At 71.9% G+C, this 17,369-nt stretch carries 13 protein-coding genes; 4 read left to right on the top strand and 9 right to left on the bottom strand.

All coding sequences use genetic code 11. The features are described 5' to 3' along the window. The first annotated feature begins 124 nt into the window (after positions 1–124). The 3 genes from ACTG9Q_RS10050 (at position 125) to ACTG9Q_RS10040 (ending at position 3,386) form a co-directional block, all read left to right on the top strand. The gene (locus tag ACTG9Q_RS10050) at positions 125–1,474 is read left to right on the top strand and encodes a S1C family serine protease (protein WP_455572722.1); all 1,350 of its coding nucleotides are present in this window, start codon (positions 125–127) and stop codon (positions 1,472–1,474) included. Positions 1,475–1,662: 188 nt separating this feature from the next. Next, positions 1,663–2,334, top strand: a complete 672-nt coding sequence (locus ACTG9Q_RS10045) for a response regulator transcription factor (protein ID WP_455572393.1) — start codon at positions 1,663–1,665, stop codon at positions 2,332–2,334. Beyond that, positions 2,334–3,386, top strand: a complete 1,053-nt coding sequence (locus ACTG9Q_RS10040; protein WP_455572392.1) for a sensor histidine kinase — start codon at positions 2,334–2,336, stop codon at positions 3,384–3,386. The genes ACTG9Q_RS10045 and ACTG9Q_RS10040 overlap by 1 nt, the downstream gene beginning before the upstream one ends. Positions 3,387–3,864: 478 nt before the next feature. Here the strand turns inward: ACTG9Q_RS10040 and ACTG9Q_RS10035 are convergent, their stop codons facing one another. Genes ACTG9Q_RS10035 through ACTG9Q_RS10010 form a run of 6 tightly spaced genes read right to left on the bottom strand, consistent with a single transcriptional unit; the run spans position 3,865 to position 14,660 of the window. Continuing rightward, the gene (locus ACTG9Q_RS10035) at positions 3,865–5,166 is read right to left on the bottom strand and encodes a hypothetical protein (protein WP_455572391.1); all 1,302 of its coding nucleotides are present in this window, start codon (positions 5,164–5,166) and stop codon (positions 3,865–3,867) included. After that, positions 5,163–6,254, bottom strand: coding sequence for a hypothetical protein (locus ACTG9Q_RS10030; protein WP_455572390.1), 1,092 nt, complete (start codon positions 6,252–6,254; stop codon positions 5,163–5,165). Before ACTG9Q_RS10030 ends, ACTG9Q_RS10035 begins: the two co-directional genes overlap by 4 nt. Further along, positions 6,251–7,189, bottom strand: coding sequence for a hypothetical protein (locus ACTG9Q_RS10025; RefSeq protein ID WP_455572389.1), 939 nt, complete (start codon positions 7,187–7,189; stop codon positions 6,251–6,253). The genes ACTG9Q_RS10030 and ACTG9Q_RS10025 overlap by 4 nt, the downstream gene beginning before the upstream one ends. Beyond that, positions 7,182–9,353, bottom strand: a complete 2,172-nt coding sequence (locus ACTG9Q_RS10020; protein WP_455572388.1) for a hypothetical protein — start codon at positions 9,351–9,353, stop codon at positions 7,182–7,184. Before ACTG9Q_RS10020 ends, ACTG9Q_RS10025 begins: the two co-directional genes overlap by 8 nt. Next, a complete protein-coding gene (locus ACTG9Q_RS10015) occupies positions 9,350–12,487 on the bottom strand; it encodes a tubulin-like doman-containing protein (protein ID WP_455572387.1) in 3,138 nt (1,045 codons plus the stop codon). Before ACTG9Q_RS10015 ends, ACTG9Q_RS10020 begins: the two co-directional genes overlap by 4 nt. A gap of 22 nt (positions 12,488–12,509) precedes the next feature. Continuing rightward, on the bottom strand, positions 12,510–14,660 hold the full coding sequence (locus tag ACTG9Q_RS10010; RefSeq protein WP_455572386.1) for a VWA domain-containing protein: 2,151 nt from the start codon (positions 14,658–14,660) through the stop codon (positions 12,510–12,512). Between the two features lie 787 nt (positions 14,661–15,447). Here ACTG9Q_RS10010 and ACTG9Q_RS10005 point away from each other — a divergent pair. Beyond that, complete coding sequence (locus ACTG9Q_RS10005) at positions 15,448–15,948, top strand: MogA/MoaB family molybdenum cofactor biosynthesis protein (protein ID WP_455572385.1); 501 nt, start codon at positions 15,448–15,450, stop codon at positions 15,946–15,948. A gap of 111 nt (positions 15,949–16,059) precedes the next feature. Here the strand turns inward: ACTG9Q_RS10005 and ACTG9Q_RS10000 are convergent, their stop codons facing one another. The 3 genes from ACTG9Q_RS10000 to ACTG9Q_RS09990 form a co-directional block, all read right to left on the bottom strand. Further along, positions 16,060–16,248 carry a hypothetical protein gene (locus ACTG9Q_RS10000; RefSeq protein ID WP_455572384.1) on the bottom strand — a complete coding sequence of 63 codons (189 nt, stop codon included), beginning with the start codon at positions 16,246–16,248 and terminating at the stop codon, positions 16,060–16,062. Positions 16,249–16,253: 5 nt separating this feature from the next. Further along, the gene (gene mscL, locus ACTG9Q_RS09995; protein WP_455572383.1) at positions 16,254–16,685 is read right to left on the bottom strand and encodes a large-conductance mechanosensitive channel protein MscL; all 432 of its coding nucleotides are present in this window, start codon (positions 16,683–16,685) and stop codon (positions 16,254–16,256) included. 69 nt (positions 16,686–16,754) lie between these two features. Continuing rightward, entirely contained in the window at positions 16,755–17,345 is a 591-nt protein-coding gene (locus ACTG9Q_RS09990; protein ID WP_455572382.1) for an SAF domain-containing protein, read from the bottom strand. Positions 17,346–17,369 lie beyond the last annotated feature (24 nt).

Genomic DNA, 17,369 nt, shown 5'->3' with positions numbered 1-17,369 from the left:
CGTGAACACAGCAGCCGTGAACCCAGTCGATTCTTCCGACGGTACGTTCGAGAACGCTTCGGACAGCACTGCCTCGGACAGCACTGCCTCGGACAACAGTGCCTCGGATGACAACGCCTCGGGCATCGCCGCCAGGGAGGATGACTCCGGGAGCGACGACCAGGCCACCCCCGCGCACGGCTTTCCCGCGCGGTCGGGCAGCGAGTGGGCTCGCCCGCAGGCTCCTTCCTCGCATCAGACCCCCTTCGGCCACAACCCTTCCGGCCATACGCCTTCCGGCGGACAGGTCCTGTACGGCACGGCGGCAGGACAGGGCGCGCAGGGGGCGCCGAGGTCCTACTCCGGGTACGGGCACTACGGCCCCGGGGCGCAACCGCAGGCGGCGCAGGCGCCCAAGCGCTCCCGCGGGCTCGTCGCGGGCATGACCGTGCTGGCGCTGCTCGTCGGCGGTGGGGCGGGCGCGGCGGGCGGGTACCTGGTGGCCGACTCGCGGCCGTCATCCTCGGCCAGCGCGCTCGACCTGCCCAAGCCCGCCAAGCAGGCGTCCACCCCCGCGCCCGACGGCTCGGTGGAGGCCGTCGCGGCGAAGGTCTTACCCAGCGTCGTGCAGTTACAGGTGCGCGGGCAGAACTCCGGCGGGGAGGGCTCCGGGTTCGTGATCAGCGCTGACGGGCTGATCGTCACCAACAACCACGTCATCGAGGGCGGGGCCAAGGGCGGGCAGATCACCGCCGTGTTCCAGGACGGCCGCACCGCGCAGGCCACCGTCGTCGGGCGGGACCCGACCTCGGACCTCGCGGTGGTCAAGGCGCAGGACATCGACGGCCTCGTCGTCGCCGAACTCGGCCGCTCCGACGACCTCAAGGTCGGGCAGGCCGTGGTGGCCATCGGCTCGCCGTTCGAGCTGTCCGGCACCGTGACCTCCGGCATCGTCAGCTCGCTGCAGCGGCCCACGCGGGCGGGCGGGGAGGGCGGCAGCCAGACCACCGTCATGGACGCCATCCAGACCGACGCCGCGATCAACCCGGGCAACTCCGGTGGCCCCCTGGTCAACATGCAGGGCCAGGTCATCGGGATCAACTCGGCGATCTACAGCCCCGGCGCGGGCAGCGGCGACGCGGGCTCGGTCGGCATCGGCTTCGCCATCCCGATCGACCAGGCACGCCGCACGGCCGACGAGATCGTCAAGACCGGCAAAGCCACCCAGACCGTCCTCGGCGTGACCGTCCGCGACAACCCCCAGGGCACCGGCGCGCTGATCAACGAGGTGCTCCCCGGTGGTGCGGGGGAGAAGTCGGGCCTGAAGCCCGGCGACGTGGTCACCCGCCTGGGCGAGCGCCGCATCGACAACGCCGACGCCCTGGTGGCCGCGGTCCGCTCCAAGGCCCCCGGCGACACCGTGAGCCTGTCCATCGCCGAGGGCGACCGCACCGTCGAAGCCACCCTGGGCGGCCAGGTCGTCGAACCCGAGTAACCACCACCGTCCGACCCGTTTGCCCCCGGGCCGGAAGCTCCTGGGGACCGGAGCAAGCCGCGGCAGGCGCTTAGCCCATCAGCGCCTGCCGCGGCTTCCTTGTGTCCGCCCCATCTGGTGGTCGCGGTGCGCCCGCGCCGCGCTCGTGGTGGACCATCTGGGGTGACGGACGGGTGAGAGGCGGGCCGATGGGACGCGTGCTGGTGGTCGATGACGACCTGACGGTGTCGGACGTGGTGCGCCGCTACCTCGAACGCGGCGGGCACGAGGTCGCCTTGGCCGCGACCGGCGAGGACGCGCTGCGCTGGATCGACGAGCACCGCCCGGACCTGGTCGTGCTGGACCTGATGCTGCCGGGGATCGACGGCCTGGAGGTGTGCAGGCGGCTGCGCGGCACGGTCCCGGTGATCATGCTGACCGCGCTGGGGGAGGAGGAGGACCGCATCGTCGGGCTGAGCCTCGGCGCCGACGACTACGTCACCAAGCCCTTCAGCCCGCGCGAGCTGGCCCTGCGGGTCACCTCGGTGCTGCGCAGGGCCACGACCGCGCCCCCGGCCCGCGCGCTGGCGGACGGCGGCCTGCGGGTGGACCCGGCGGCGCGCCAGGCCACCCTCGACGGCGCCGACCTCGCCCTGACCATCCGCGAGTTCGACCTGCTCGCCTTCCTCATCGCCCACCCCGGCGAGGCGTTCACCCGCGAGCAGCTGCTGCACGAGGTCTGGGGCTGGGACTTCGGCGACCAGTCCACAGTGACCGTCCACGTGCGACGGTTGCGCGAGAAGATCGAACGCGTCCCCGCCGCGCCCGACCGCATCACCACCGTCTGGGGCGTCGGCTACCGCTACGACAGGACCGCCTGATGCTCGACGATGACGAGACCCTCAAGCAGATGTTCGGCCACGTGCTGGAGATCCTGCCGTTCGCGCTGATGTTCGTGCTCCCCGTGGTCCTGCTGGGGGCACTGCTGCTGCACGTGCTGCGCGACCACGCGCTGTCCACGTCGATGACGGTGCTGGTCCTGGTCCCGGTGGCCGCGATGGTGACCGGCGTGCTCGGCATCAGCGGCTTCATGTTCAACCCCACCCTGTACACGATGCTGCTGGTCTGCCTCCTGGTCATGCTGGTCACCGTCCCGGTGGCGGTGTTCCTGGGCCAGCGCACCGCCGCCCGCACCGTCTGGGAACGCGAGGCCCGCGCCCGCGAACGCGCCGCCGAGGCGTCCCGCCGCGAACTCGTCGCCTGGATCAGCCACGACCTGCGCACCCCCTTGGCAGGCATCCGCGCCATGTCGGAAGCCATCTCCGACGGCATCGTCGCCGAGGACACCGAGGTCCGCCGCTACGCCGACCGCATCGGCGACGAAACCCGCCGCCTGGCAGGCATGGTCGACGACCTGTTCGAACTCTCCCGCATCACCGCCGGAGCCCTCCGCCTGACCCTCTCCGCCGTAGCCCTGCGCGAGGTGGTCAGCGACGCCCTGGCCACCCAAACCCCCGTGGCCCACCGCAAACGCGTAGCCGTCCACACCCAGGCAGCCGTCTGGCCAGTAGTCCTCGGCAGCGACCCAGAACTGGCCCGCGTAGTCCGCAACCTCGTCTCCAACGCCATCCGCCACACCCCACCAGACGGCACAGTGGCGATCCAGGTAGGCGTAGAGGGCAAGGAAGCCATCCTGGCCGTAGACGACACCTGCGGCGGCATCCCCGAAGCCGACCTCCCCCGCGTCTTCGACGTCGCCTTCCGAGGCACCCCCGCCCGCACCCCCCACCCCCCCGACCTGGACCCCCCAGGCGGCGGCCTGGGCCTGGCCATAGCCAAGGGCCTGGTAGAAGCCCACCACGGCCACATAGCCGCCCAAAACCACCCCCAAGGCTGCCGCTTCGAAGTCCGCCTCCCCCTAGCCACGACTTAACCCAACGCAACCACCAACAGCCTCCACCGACCGACTCACCATTCCCACCCACCCCCCCACCCACCCACCCACGCAACACCACAAGCATCTTCTACTCAGCCCAACCACCCACAAACGCAACGCGCCCCACCCAATGTCCGATGGGGTGGATTCCCTTTTGTGGGGAGAAAAGCGGTGCTACCCTCGCCGGTCGTGGACGGCTCCGCCGCTCCACGCTCTTCCACGACCGCGCCGCTTTTCTTAGGGGCCCCGCAAAAGGGAATTCACCCCATCGGACCTGCATAGCAAATCGCGTTCCACCGAGCGACGGCACGGGAGATGGCCGCCCAAATCTGACCCAGCTCATCGCCCCAAAGAGGCAACCGCCCGCCGGGCCCATAGCAATCGCGTTCCATCAGGCGACGGCACAGGAGATGGCCTCCCCAATCCGACCCAGCTCATCGCCCAACAGAGCAACCACCCATCGACCCCACCACACCTACCGAGGCGGAGGCACAACAGTGGGCACTGTCTCCGGAGCCACCTGCACCACAGTGCTCCCCGGCATCCGAATGGTCGTGACCACCGGCACCGGCCGCCACACCCACCCCAACAAAGCGATCACGAACAACACGGCAACCGCCACCCCCAGCGCCCCCCGCTGCGCGTCCAACCGCCGGTCAAACCGATCCAACCGCTGCCGGACGTCATACCCCAACGGATCTTTCTGCGCCAACAACACCCGCAGGTGCCGGACCATGAAACGGCGATCACCAACAGTGAGATCCTTGCGCTCCAACTCCAGCAGCGTCTCCTCCAGCCCAGGCCCATCCCCCACCCCCACCTGAACCGGCTTCGGCGCCCGCACCTCCTGCGCCGGTTCCTCCACCACAGCGGCCTTCACCCGAACTGGCGCAGGCTCGCCCGACCCCATCAGCCTCTGAATCCGCTCAGCCCGCCCCGACAACCCGGACACCGCACGACGGATCGCCGTCGGATAAGTGGACGAATCCTCCGCATACCGCGCAACCAGGTCAACAGCCAACTGCGTCACGGCGTCATCATCCAACCGCTGACCAACATCAACCCGCTGGCGATGACTCTCCCCGTACCCGGTACCCCGCAAACACCAGAACCGCGGCGACCCGTCCACATTGGGCGAAGCGGGCGAGGTGGTGTCCGAGTCCTCGTAAGTCGAGAACGTCCAGTCATAAGCCGAATGCCCCGTCGACAGCACCGGGTCCAAGATCTCCTGCGCCAGGATGAGCAACGACAGCGGCTCGTCCCGGGTGATCGGCGCGAAATACGCGGCGTCATCAGCCAGCACAGCGCGCACCATGTTCACCACGGCGACCTGATGAACAGCCAGCTCAGCGCGGGCCGCATCCAGGGCGCCCATGCGCAGCTCATGCCAGTCAGCGAAGTCGATCTCGTGGAAGCCGCGACCGTCGGCCACCGGAATCCACCCCGACCACCCCGACACGAACGGCGCGAAAGTGGCCAAAGAGTGCGCGGGCCCAAGCACGGCATGGGAGTTGTTGCGCCCAGGATCGTCGTCGGTGTCCCCGAAGCGGGCGATCAGCGCGGCTTTGCCGTCGGAGAACTGCAGGAAGGACAAGGCCCGCTGCGGCACCCACGGCCGCCCGTCGCCGTTGTGATTGGTCGGCGTCAGCCGGTAGAAGCGCGAGAGCCGGGCGTCCCACATGCGCGCCGAGGGCCAGTCCATCCCCGCCGAGACCTGCAGCGGTCCTATCCCGCCCTCCCGGCTGAGTCCGAAGAGGATCTGGTCGAGGCCGTTCATCTGCCCACCCGTTCGGCGTCCGGTCCGGTGATCACGCCTGCCATGGCGAACAGCGCCAGCAAGGGCGCCAGCACCCGCGCGGGCCGGATGCCCGCCGGGTAGCGTTGGTCGGCCGCGGCGCCCCCGGTCGCGGACACGAAGTGCATGGTGCAGCGCTGGAACTCGTTGTACAGGCGCAGTGTGCTGCTCGCGTTCGCGCCGTGCAGCAGCGCGTAGATGTCGCGGCTCTCGGCCAGCAGCCGCTCGGGGGAGAGCCTGCCGCCGATGTCCTCGCGCAGCCAGCGGTCCACGGGGGCGAAGTAGCGCAGCCGGTCGGACTTGGTCAGCGCGACCGCGGTCGGCAGCGAGCGCCCGCTGTTGGGCAGCCTGCTGATCGCCTCCTGGAAGTACTCGTTCGTCGCGCCCGCGCCCATCGGGTTGGCCAGCGAGGTGTCCCGGCGCAGGTCCTGCTCCTCGGCGGCGTTGCGCACCACGTGCGGGGCGTCCTCGACGAACAGCAGCGCGCCCGCGTTCAGCAGGAACCGCGTGCGCCTGCCGTTCTCGTCCGGGGAGCGGAAGTCCTCGCCTGCCACGTCGAAGAACACCAGCGGGCGCTTGACGCTGCCGTGCTCGACCACCAGCCACGCCAGGTAGGTGCCCAGGCCGTGCGCCGTGCCCGCCAGCTGCACGCCCGCCTCGAACGGGTCGAGGAAGTCGCGCTTGAACACGACGTGGCGGTAGTAGTCGATCGCCTTGGCGCGCAGGCCGTTCTCGACGGCCGCCGTCCCGCCGAGCAGTTCCCGGATCATGGCGACCACCAGGTGCGTCTTGCCCGAGCGCGGCCTGCCGATGGTGGCGACGACCAGCGGGTCGTCGTAGTCGGCGTACTGCGTGGGCAGGTAGTGGTTCTCGCTGTCGCCCGAAGGGTTGGGGCAGCGCACGTACAGCCGCTCGCGGGCGTCCCTGATCTTCTCGGCGTTGCCGCCGGCGGGCAGCTTCGCCGGGTTGTACTTGCCCTCGGTGGCGGAGTACTCCAGCAGTTCCGATTCATCCCAGGTGAACCTGTCCAGGCACAGTGGACAGGTCACCCGGCGGGCCTTCTCGGTCACGACACCACCTGTACGACGCCGAAGACGATCACGGAGATGAGCAGGGCCAGGCCGACCGCGAGCAGGAGCCAGCCGGGTTTCCTGGTGGTCTTCTTGTTCTGCTGCGCCGGTTGCGTGCGCAGCGTGGGCGGTTCCGGGGGCAGCTTCCGCTTGCGCGCGGCGTCAAACGCGGCGCGTCCGCGTTCCAGCTCGGCCCGGGTCGGGTCCCGTGGCGCGGCGGCGCGGCCGAAGCGGCGCAGCACCTCCGCGGCGGGCGGGCGCCGCCGCGGCTCGTCGAAGATCCCGGCCAGGTAGCCCTGCAGCCCGGCGACGTCCTGCAGGTCCGGCTGCTCCGACCGCACCCCGGTGTACGCCTCGTACACCAGCCGCCCCGCGTCGGGCAGGTCGTCCTGCGGACCGGCGACGCCCCCGCGCGCGGTGCGCTCGCCGACCAGCGCGGCGTGCTCGAACGTGGTGATCTGCACCGACGAGCCCGACAGGTGCACCACGCCCAGGTCCAGCCCGTTGTGGGTCAGCTCGACCGAGGCCAGGTGCGCCAGCGCGTCGAACACGCCGATGGTGAGGTCGAGCAGCCCCGGCCGCAGCAGGCTGTCCACCGCGGTCCGGGCGGGCGCGCCGCGGTACTCGGTGACCAGTGCCCACGGGTCGGTGCTGTCGACGTCGTAGGCGAGCAGCTGCGGGAACGGCCGCCCCTCGTCGCGGAACGCCCGGTTGAGCCGGGCCAGCGCGCAGATCTCGTTGTCCAGCGCTGTGCGCGCGGTACCGGCGCGCAGGCTGCGCCGGATCAGCACCGTGCCATCGGCGGTGCGCACCCGCTGAGTGTCCAGGGCGGACCCCGGGACGGCCACCATCTGGTCGCCCTTGACCTCGAAGCGGCTCGGCCGCCCGTCGATGTCGCGGCCCGCGAGCGTGGCCGAGTCGGTGATCTCAGTCATCGGCGCCTGCGTCCCGGTCGGTGTGGGTGGGGTGCTCGTGGGCGACCCGGCCCGCGCCCATCGGCACCAGCCGCAGAATGCCGATCATGTCGGTCTCGGTGGTGATGATGTCGCCCGACGCCGTGGCGCCCAGGACGATCTGCTGCACCGAGGCCGGGGCGAACCGCAGCACGGCGACGTCGCGCCAGGCCACGTTCAGCGCGCGGATGTCGCCGATCTGGCACAGCTGGGCCAGTTCCTCGCGGCCGTCGCCGCGCAGCACGCGGCGCGCGTCGTCGGAGCGCTGCCACAGCACCAGGCGCAGCAGGTCGCGGGCGGGGTTGTCCTCGACCATCGGCGGCGGGCTGTGGACGCCGTGGGCGTCGAGGTGCTCGTGGTAGTCGCGCAGGTCGCGGGCCGCCTCGGCGACCAGCGCCTGCGACTCGGTGGCCAGCGGGGAGTCCCCGCCGATCGCGGCCAGGTAGCGCTGCAGGGCGCGGACCACCAGCTCCACCAGGTCCCCGCGCAGGACGGCGGCCAGCTCCGGCACCGGCCCGCGCGGCACCGCCGCCTCGCCCGCGCGGTCGGCCGCGGCCCGCTCGCCGTAGAGCCGGGCCAGCTCGGCGCTGCCGGAGGCCAGCAGCAGCGCCGCGTCGACCAGCCGCCGCCGGTGCGTCAGCGACCGCACGTGGTCGCGCACCCGATCATCCACGATGGACTCGATACGGCCCGCGATCTGGCCCGCGTCGTCCAGCCGCAGTTCCCTTACCCAGGTGGTCACCACGTGCCGCCACAGCGCGAGGACCGTCGCCACGGCGATCGCCATGGCCGCCCCGGTGACCAGGACGGCTCCCACGGTGGGCACGTCGGCGACGGGCAGCAGGGACCCGACCAGCGCCCCCGCCAGCGCCGCCAGCGGCGCGGCGCCGACAGCGAGCAGGTGCTCCGGTGTGAGCGCGCTCCGACCGGGCAGCCGCCACACGAGCAGTGCGACCAGTACCGTCCATAGAAGACTGACGCCCGCACCGGCCAGGGCCGAGCCCGCCAGCCACACCGTCGCCGCCGTGGTCAGCGCCGCCAGCGCGCTGATCACCGTGAGGGGGCCGGGCAGCAGCGGCGGAGGCGCGGGCGCCCGCAGCCGGTGCTCCAAGGTCACGCGCAGGCGCGCCAGCTCCGCTCGGGCCGTCCCGGAGGACTCCTCCTGGTTGGACAGCCGCCGCAGGTGCGTGGCCAGCCCGCGCAGGGACCGCCCGGCCCGCAGCTCCACGCGGACCAGCGCGCGCAGGTCCTCGGCCAGCTCCGGGTTCCTCGGCGGATCGGCGGGCGGCACGCCCAGCAGGTCGAGCCGCCCGCCGCCGGTGCCGGTCGCGGCCCGGTCCAGCCCGTCGAGCAGCTCGTCGAGGTCGGCCAGGTGGGTGCTGAACGCCTGCCCGAGCGCCGCGGGCTCCACCCGGGGCGTCCCGGAGACCAGGCCCTGGAAGCCGGGCGCCCGCATGGCGGCGTCCAGAGTGGACCGCACCGCGCGGCGCACCGCGGCGCGGCCGTGCCACAGGCGCGAGTCCGGCGAGATGAGGTCGCGCGCGGCGTCCACCGGCTCGTCGGCCCGCGCCGGGACGGGCGGGGGCGGCCACTGGTGGACCGCGGTGTCGTGGTCCACCAGGTCGTCCAGGGCGGCCGCGCGCAGGTGGCGCAGCTCGTCGGCGGACACCGTCGGGCGCACGACCGCCAGCCCGGGGCACACCGTCTGGTGCGGCACCTGGCGGACGGTGGCCACGACCCGGTCGAAGACCTGCGGGCTGCGCAGCGCCGCGGTCAGGTCGGGCAGGTTCGGCGGGTCCTCGGTGATCGGGTGCGGCCGGTCGGTGCCGCCCGCCCACCGGCTGCCCCACTCGTCGCCCACCCACAGGGTCACTCCCGTGGTGCCCAGCGCGGAGGACTGGCGCAGCACGACCTCGCCGTCGACGTCGATCGGGCCCACCGCGACGCAGACCACCGCGCGCACGTGGCTCAGCGACACCAGCCGCTGGTAGCGGTCGTGGTTGCCCACCAGGGACCCGGTGTTGTCCAGCAGCACCACCCGGTCGACCACGCCGAGGCGGTGCGCCGTGCGCTTGTCGAGCTTGTCCAGGAAGGACAGGTCCGGGCCCTGCTCCCGGATGTCCAGGACCATGACCTGGTCCCTCACCGCAACACCCACTCGTAGAGGTCGGCGAGGTTGTCCTGGTGGGCGTCCTCGGCGCCGCGGAAGTCGAGGCGCATGGCGTCGGCGAAGGTCGACGCCCAGAACTCGTGCACCGACTCCAGCTTGCGCCTGCCGGAGGTCTTGCCCTCGGCGAGCAGCTTCGCGGTCTCCTCGGCCTCGCGCTCGGCCAGCTCCACCAGCATCCGGAACACCTCGTGCGGCGGGCGCAGGTCCCGGTTGAGGCCCAGCGGCTTGGTGTCCATCAGCCGGTCGCAGAAGTCCTGGCGGATCTGCTCGCTGTCGGCCAGCACCCAGCGCTCGTACTCGGTGATCAGGCTGCTCCAGCTCGACAGCCGGTGGTACGGGGCCAGGTCGAGCCGCATGTTGACCTGGGAGTCGCCCAGGTAGAGGTTGATCGAGTCCGGCGAGGTGATGGACCCGGTGTGCTGCAGGTAGCCGTTCCAGGCCGCGCACAGGACGTGGTGCAGGATGCGGGCCCGGTCCTCCGGGGTGGTGGCGAGGTAGCCGAACCGGTACCCGGTGCGCTGGCGCCACTGCAGGAAGTCGTTCTTGCGCTGGTCGGCGACCGCGTCCGCCCAGTGCACCAGCACCTTCTGCACCTCGGGCACCTCGGTCATCCCCATCGACGACCGGAACAGCACGACCACGACGGACTCCGCGTCGATCGGGCGGAACTCCGGGATGGCGTCCACCTCGCGCGGCAGGTTCACCTCCCCGCGCAGGAACTTCTCCAGCTCCACGTCGCGCTTGCCCGCGGGGGATGGGTAGGAGAACAGGATCTTGAGCCTGCCCCGGCCGCTGGGGGAGAACCCGCCGGGCACCAGCCCGGCCAGCTTCTCCCGGAACTGGCCGAGGTCGTCGTCGTTGACCATGCCGCGGGTGCGCCCGGCGGCGGCGACCAGCAGGTCGTTGAGGCTGGGCAGCAGCGGCAGGGTCATGTCGTCGCGGTAGCGGAACAGCTTGACGATCTCGGACTTGACCTGCGCGCGGACCTTGGCCACCGCGCGCGCCGGGCCGTCGAGCACGCCGTGCTCGGCGAACTCGGCGTAGGCGCTGCTCCAGCCCTCCTTGCCGATGATCGCGTCGACCACCTGCGCGGCGGTCGCGGTCGGGTGCAGCCGGTTCTGGGTGACGTAGACCGTGACGAGCCTGCGGATCACCGCGTCGTGGAAGGCCATCAGCTGGCCCTGGCGGGGCAGCAGGTACGACACGCCGACGCGCGGCTCGTAGAGGGCCTTGGCGCGGCGGGCGAAGCGGGCGTCCTCGGTCCTGGCGTGCTCGCGGAACCCCTCCACCAGCGCGCCGATCTCCCGCTCGACGGTGCGCAGCTTGCGCTCCCACTGCGGCGCCTGGGCGTTCCACGCCGTGTGCCACGCCCGCTGCGCCCGCCAGGCGAACCAGTCGTTCTGCCGCTGCAGGGAGCCGCGCACCAGCGGGTCGGAGAACCGGATGCGCCGCCACCAGCGGCTCTTGCGCACGTCCGGCGTCGGCGCGGCGAGGGTGATCCCCTGCGGCGCGGGCGGTTCCGCGCGCCGGCTCTCCACGAGCTTGAGGAAACCGGTCTTGCTCAGCGGGTCGCTCAGGCTCGGCTCGCCCAGCGCGACCCTGGCCACCCGGAAGGCGCTCTGCGGGCCCATCGCCATGGCCACCGCGCGTCGCGGGTCGAACTCCGCGGCCAGTTTCGGCACGTCCTGGGCGAGGGCCTGCTCCAGCGACTGCACGCTGGACTCCATGGTGCGCCTGCGGGTGTTGAGCATCGCCAGGACCGCCTTGGCGCCGTTGACCGCGGGCGGCTCGGCCATCGGCAGCGGCGCGCGGCGCAGCAGCGGGTCGATGTTGGCGTTCTGGAACATCTCCGCGACCAGCTCGCGGTTGTTCTCCCCGGCCAGCCCGCCCGGGTTGGCCATCTCGGTCACCGCGTCGGCCAGCAGCCGCGAGCTGACGATGTCGGCCAGGTCGTCGACCGGCACCGTCATCGAGGCCACCGCGCTGGTGGACACCCCGCGCTTGCCGATGCCGGTGGCCGCGGGCGTGCCGCGCTCGCTGGCGCTGTTGACGAAGCTGTCGGCGAAGGACTGGAAGTTGCTGTCGGTGTACTGCACGCCGTTGAGCTCGTTGGGCAGGTTCGTGCCGATGAGGGTGAGCAGCAGCGAGACCACCGAGCGGTGCAGGTCGTCGCGGTGCATCCCGGCGGTGAGGCTGAACAGGAACGCCGTCTGCACCGTGGAGGGGCGCAGCCGGATCTCATCGCCGCCGGGGTAGTGCACCGCCAGCGACCCGCTGATCCCGCGCCGGTCCAGCGCGGTGCCCGCGACCTGGGAGTTCTGGTCGTCGACCAGGCCGAAGAGGTCCAGCAGCGCGCGGGCGGCGTTGAGCTCGGCGGCCCGTCCGCCGCCCAGGCCCTCCTGGAACGCCGAGGGCATCAGCACGAGCGGGAAGATCCGCGCCTTGTACTTCTGCTCGTTGAGCACGTCGCCGACCAGGTGCAGGTAGTCGAAGAACAGGCCGGCACCCGTGCCGCCCGCGACCGAGAACGCCACGAACACGTCGACGGAGTCGCGCAGCTTGCCGCCGAGGCGCGAGAGCTGCCCGCCGGAGTTGCTGATCTGCCCGACCGCCTTGAGCAGCGAGGTGCGCGCCGGGGCGAGGCCGGTGCGGAAGGTCTCGAACAGCGCCGCCCGCCCGACCGTCGGCAGCTGGCCCGCGCCCTTGGCCAGCGGGCCGACCCTGGGCTCGTCCTGCGGCGGCGGCAGCCACGAGTCCACCGCGCTCGCGGCGCTGAGCCGCAGGCTGCGCGCGACCTCCGGATAGGTGTCGTAGGGCGGCACCAGCTCGCGGACCATGGTGTAGGTCCGCTCGGCGGCGGGCAGGTGCGCGCGGTCGGGGACCGCGCGGTTCTCGATGTGGCCGAACTCGTCCTCGGCGAGGTCGGCGTAGACGAACTGCAGGCAGCCGGGCAGCTGGTAGGGCAGCATCTGCTCGCCGGGCATGAGGTCGCGCAGCCGCGTGCCGTCCGGCCCGCACAGCTCCTCGCGCAGCTTGCGCTCCAGCTCAGCGCCGATCCGGCACCCGGTGCCGCCCAGTCCGACGAACATCATCGGCTGATAGATCTGCATGTCTTACCCTTCCGCCGGGCGGTCACTCATACGGGTCGCGCATGGTCTGCGTCGGGCCGGTGCCGTAGTCCGTCCCGCTCGCGGGCGGGGTGCCGTAGTCGGTGCTGTAGTCAGCGCCGTAGCCCGCGGCGACGGGTTCGGCGTAGGCGGAGTCGTCGGTGACCACGATGGTCAGCCCCTCGCCCACCTCCACCTCTTGGCCGAGGTGCGCGCTCAGCACCTCGCCGTACGGCGTGCGCAGGCGCAGCCCGGCCTGCGAGCGGGTCAGCACGTACGCGCTGGGGTCACCCGGCTGGGCCAGGTCGAGGCGCGGCACCGGGGTGCTGGTGTCGACGACGAACCGGAAGCTCTTGGCCTTGCGCGCCTCTGTGGACAGTCCGACGCGGTTGCCGCTGCGGATGGCCTGCACCGTCAGCCCCTCCACCTCCTGCGCCCGCCTGCGCGCGAACAGGAAGGCCCCGAGGCTGAGCAGGGAGATGGCCAGCAATCCGACGATGATCCAGCGCAACCACGGGAACGGCAGCGCCACTTCCACGGTGAACGGCTTCTCGTGCAGCACCCGGCCGCCCGCGTCGACCACCCGCACCACGCCGGTGGTCATGCCGAGGCGGGTGTCCTCGCCGAAGGCCAGCGGGAAGTCGAACGAGCTGCTGCCCGGGTCGACCGAGCGGACCGCGTCCTCGGCCGGGATGGTCACCACGGCGCCGTTGTCGGCGGTGACCTGGAGCCGGATCTCCTGGCGCGCGCCGGAGTTGTTGGAGACCGCGACGGTGGCGTCGACCTCCTCGCCGGGGGCCACCCGGCTGGCGATGGTCGGCAGGGTCGCCGTGGCCAGCAGCGTCGGGCTGCCCTCGGACACCTCGACGACGGCGACCGCGTCGGCGGCGCTGATGCCCAGCCCGGTCACCCGGCCGCGGAAGGTGGCCCGCTCGGCGTCGGTGGGGATGGTCAGCCTGCCGGTGTAGGTGCCGTCGGCGGCGGTGTCGGGGTCCTGGCCGCTGTCGGACAGCGGGACCGCCCTGGGGGTGGTGTCGTCCTCCAGTTCGAGGGCGAAGTCCAGGCCGCGCAGCATGTCCGGCTCGGTGACCGGTCGGCCGCCGCGCAGCACCACCCGCAGCGACAGCGTCACCGGCTCGCCCGCGGCGGGCGACGGCGGGTCGACCACCAGCGTGATCTGCGCGGCGCCCTGCCAGGTCACCGTCGTCAGCACCGTCTGCGGCGGGATGTCGGGCAGCGAGGTCACCCGCACGGTCCACGTCCCCGGTTTCGGGTCGACGATGCGCAGCACCTCCACCGCGCTGCTCTCGCCGCTGACCTCGAACGACCCGCTGTCGTTGGTGCCCGCCTTGGGCGCCGCCTTGCCGTCGGGGTCGAGGTACTCCACGGCGATGCGCGGGTCGTGCTTGACCACGATGATCGAGCCGTTGGTGGCGATCGGCGGGATGATCACCGGGATCTCGACGTTGTCCCCCGAGCCGAGGTCGGTGTTCTCCACCGGGCCGGTCCCGTTGCAGCGCCCGGTGGCGAAGGACTTGAACAGCGCCTTGGTCACGTCGGCGGAGTCCCGCACGACGGTGGTCGACGGTCCCGGCACGGTCGGGCCGCAGTCGCCCTGGTGGCCGCCCGCGGCGAACTCGTCCAGCGCGGGCTTCTGCACCGAGCCGAAGCCCAGCGGCCAGACCTGCACGCCCGCCGCCTTGGCCTTGACCAGCTCCTGGCGGATGATCTCGTGCGCGGCGTCGTTGCGCTGCTGGCCGGACTTGTCCACGCCGTAGCGCGTGCTGCCGCGCACGTCGAGGTCGCCGTCGGTGAGCAGGAAGATCAGCTTGGGGCCGTCGGCGGGCGCGCCACCGGTCAGGAAGCTGAGCGCCTGCTGCAGTGCGGCGGCGTGGTCGGTCCCCTCACCCTTGCCGGGCGCGCGTTTGCGCAGGTTGCCGATGCACTTGGTGAGCTGGTCGCGCTCGGCGGCGCCCGCGACCTTCGTCGGCCTGCACACCACGTCGACCGGCGAGGCCGCGCCGTTGTCGCTGGCGAAGCCGACCACCGCGATCGTCGACTCACCCGACAGCTCGGACTTGGCGATCACCTCGGCCGCGGACCGCTCGCGGACCATGTCCTGCTCGCTGATGCTGCCCGACTCGTCGACCAGGATGACGATCCGAGCCGCTTTCACATCGACGTCGCTCTGCGTGGCCGTGTTTTGTCGAGCGATGTCCTGCTTTTGTCCACTCGCCGCGGCGACACCACTCGAATGGCTCAGCAACACAGCGGCGAACACCGCGATCACCAGCGCAAACCGAAGGTTCCTCCGGTTTTCTGCCTTGCTCGTCACGGATTCCTCCACCGTCGCTTCCCGCATCCGGCCGAACCGGTCTAATCCCGGTAGTCGATGCCAAGGGCTCCACTGTTACCGGGCGAGATGGATTGGCGGCAGCGGCCACTCGTGGTAGCCCGTCCGGCCGTATCGCGCCTACGATCATGCCGCATCGTGACGGTCGGCGGTAGCGACTTCAGCAGGTTGGCGCGGGATTGGAAACCCTGAGTGACCAACTCCAGTAGGTGAGCTTCTGTCACCATTACTGCCGCGCTTGTGTCACCGGGTCGAGTTCGGGGCTTTCAGCGGGTCGTCGCGAGGATTCGTCATATTGGCGGAAGCGGGTTTTCCGGGACGGTCCGGAAATGCCGCCAACACCGCTGACCGGGTAAAACTGGGAGTGCGAAGGCCGCTTCCGTTCTGGAGTCCACTATCCGCGCCTGGCGGGTGGCCGCAATGGGGTTCGAACAAATTATGAGAAGTCCTCGGAAAACGACGCGCAAGCGTGAAGGTCGACGCCGAGACAGCGCCCACCCTGGCGCGCCCCGACCGCGCCCGAGGTCACGAATCCGCCGGAACCGCGGACCGCGACGACACAGATCACGTCTGGGCGCCCGGTTCGGGCGCGCCGACTACGGTTGGCGGCATGGAACGCAGCGCGCAGCAGCTGGGCAGGGCCCTCATCGTGATCGTGGACGACCGCTTGGCGCACGGGGAGCACCAAGACCCCGTGGGACCGCTGGTCACCGAGCTGCTCGAAGAAGCAGGCTTCATCGTCGACGGCGTCGTGCCGGTCGAGGGCGAGACCGTCGCCATCCGCAACGCCCTCAACACCGCCGTCATCGGCGGCGCTGACCTGGTGATCACCGTCGGCGGCACCGGCGTCTCCCCCCGCGACGTCACCCCGGACGCCACCCTGGGCGTGCTCGACCGCCCCATCCCCGGCATCGCCGAGGCGCTGCGCTCCTCCGGCCTGGCCGCGGGCGCCGTCGACGCGGGCATCTCCCGCGGCCTCGTCGGCATCTCCGGCAGCACCCTGGTCGTCAACCTCGCGGGCTCCCGCAGCGCCGTCCGCGACGGCATGGCGACCCTCTCCACCCTCGTCCCCTACGTCATCGGCGAGCTGTCCGACCTCTACGCCACCTGACGACCCCCGCGGCGGGGGCCGTCCGCGCGTGCAGCAGCCCCCGCCCACCCGCTCACCAGCCGGGCGGCGCGCTCCGCTCCGGCATGAGCGCCGGGGAGTCGTGCGGGGCGGTCAGCCGCCGTGGTGTGGGGGGCGGTTGCGCAGGTGCCAGTCGTCGTCGCGGTCCTGGGGGTCCGTGCCGTCGCCGCGCTCGTCGGCGGTGGTGTCGGGGAGGACGTCGCCGAAGATGTGGTCGAGGTCGGTGCGGGTGGGGCGCTGGGGTGGCGTGCGCTGGGGCTTCGGGGTCGGGTCCTCGGTCATGCCTCCTATCGTGGCATCGGGGGGCGGGGGCCGTTGTTCTGCTGCTGCTGCTGCTGGCGGAGCAGGTCGCGGATCTCGGTGAGCAGTTCCACGTCGGAGGGCTGGGAGGGGCCCGCCTCCTCGCCGCGCTTGCGGCGCTCCTGGATCGTCTTCACCGGCAGGACGATGATGAAGTAGATGACCGCGGCGACGATCAGGAAGTTGATCGCGGCGTTGATCACCGAGCCGAAGTCCAGGAACGTCGCCGGGTTCGCCGACAGGACGCGCACGCCGAGGCCCTGCGCGGCGTTGCTGCCGCCGACCGCGCTGATGAGCGGCTTGACCAGCCCGTCGGTGAAGGCGGAGACGATCGTGGTGAACGCCGCGCCGATGATGACGGCGACCGCGAGGTCGATGACGTTGCCGCGCATGACAAAGTCCTTGAAACCCTTCAGCACAAGCCCACTCCGCTTCTCCGAGAACTGAGGCTGACCAGCGGCTTCCCGCCGCGCGCCACGACTATTTCGCTAGCGCAGGGTAACGCCCACCGGCTGCTCCAAAGAGACGGAGGCGACCTCTGCCGCGGAGTCCCCCTGGAGGGCGAGGATGACGATGTCCGCGCGCGGCCCGGCCCGCGTCGACTCTCCTGAGTGGACGGCCAGCACCACGGCGTCGCGCGCCACCACCGATCGCGGCTCGGCCGCCACGACGTCCACGCGCGCGCCCGGGTGCAGCAGCCGCGCCACCGCGGGGTCGGCCAGGCGCACGGGCACGGCGGCCCGGTCGGGGCCCGCGGCGAGCCGGGTGTGCTCGGGCCCCAGGAGCCGGGTGCGCGTGATCGGCTCGCCCGGCCCGGCCGACGCGGCCAGCACCGCGGCGTCCACGGCGGCCGGATCGGCGATCGCGGACTCGGGCACCAGGTCCGGCGGCATCCGCGCCGTGCGCACATCAGCGGGGGACAGCACCGTCCCCGCGGGCAGCGCGCGCGCCGCGACGAGCACCGGCTCCGTCCCGTCGCGCGCCGAGGGCCGGAACGCGAGCACGGCGGCCAGCGCCACCAGCAGGGCCGCGACGGCGCGGCGCAGGCTCAGGGCACGGGGAAGGCGGTCGAGGAACATGGTCGCTCCAGCGGTCGGGTCGGA

The organism is Actinokineospora lacus, from assembly GCF_053813445.1.
Note: the sequence above shows the minus strand (reverse complement) of the source record. Positions and strands in the feature narration are given on the sequence as shown.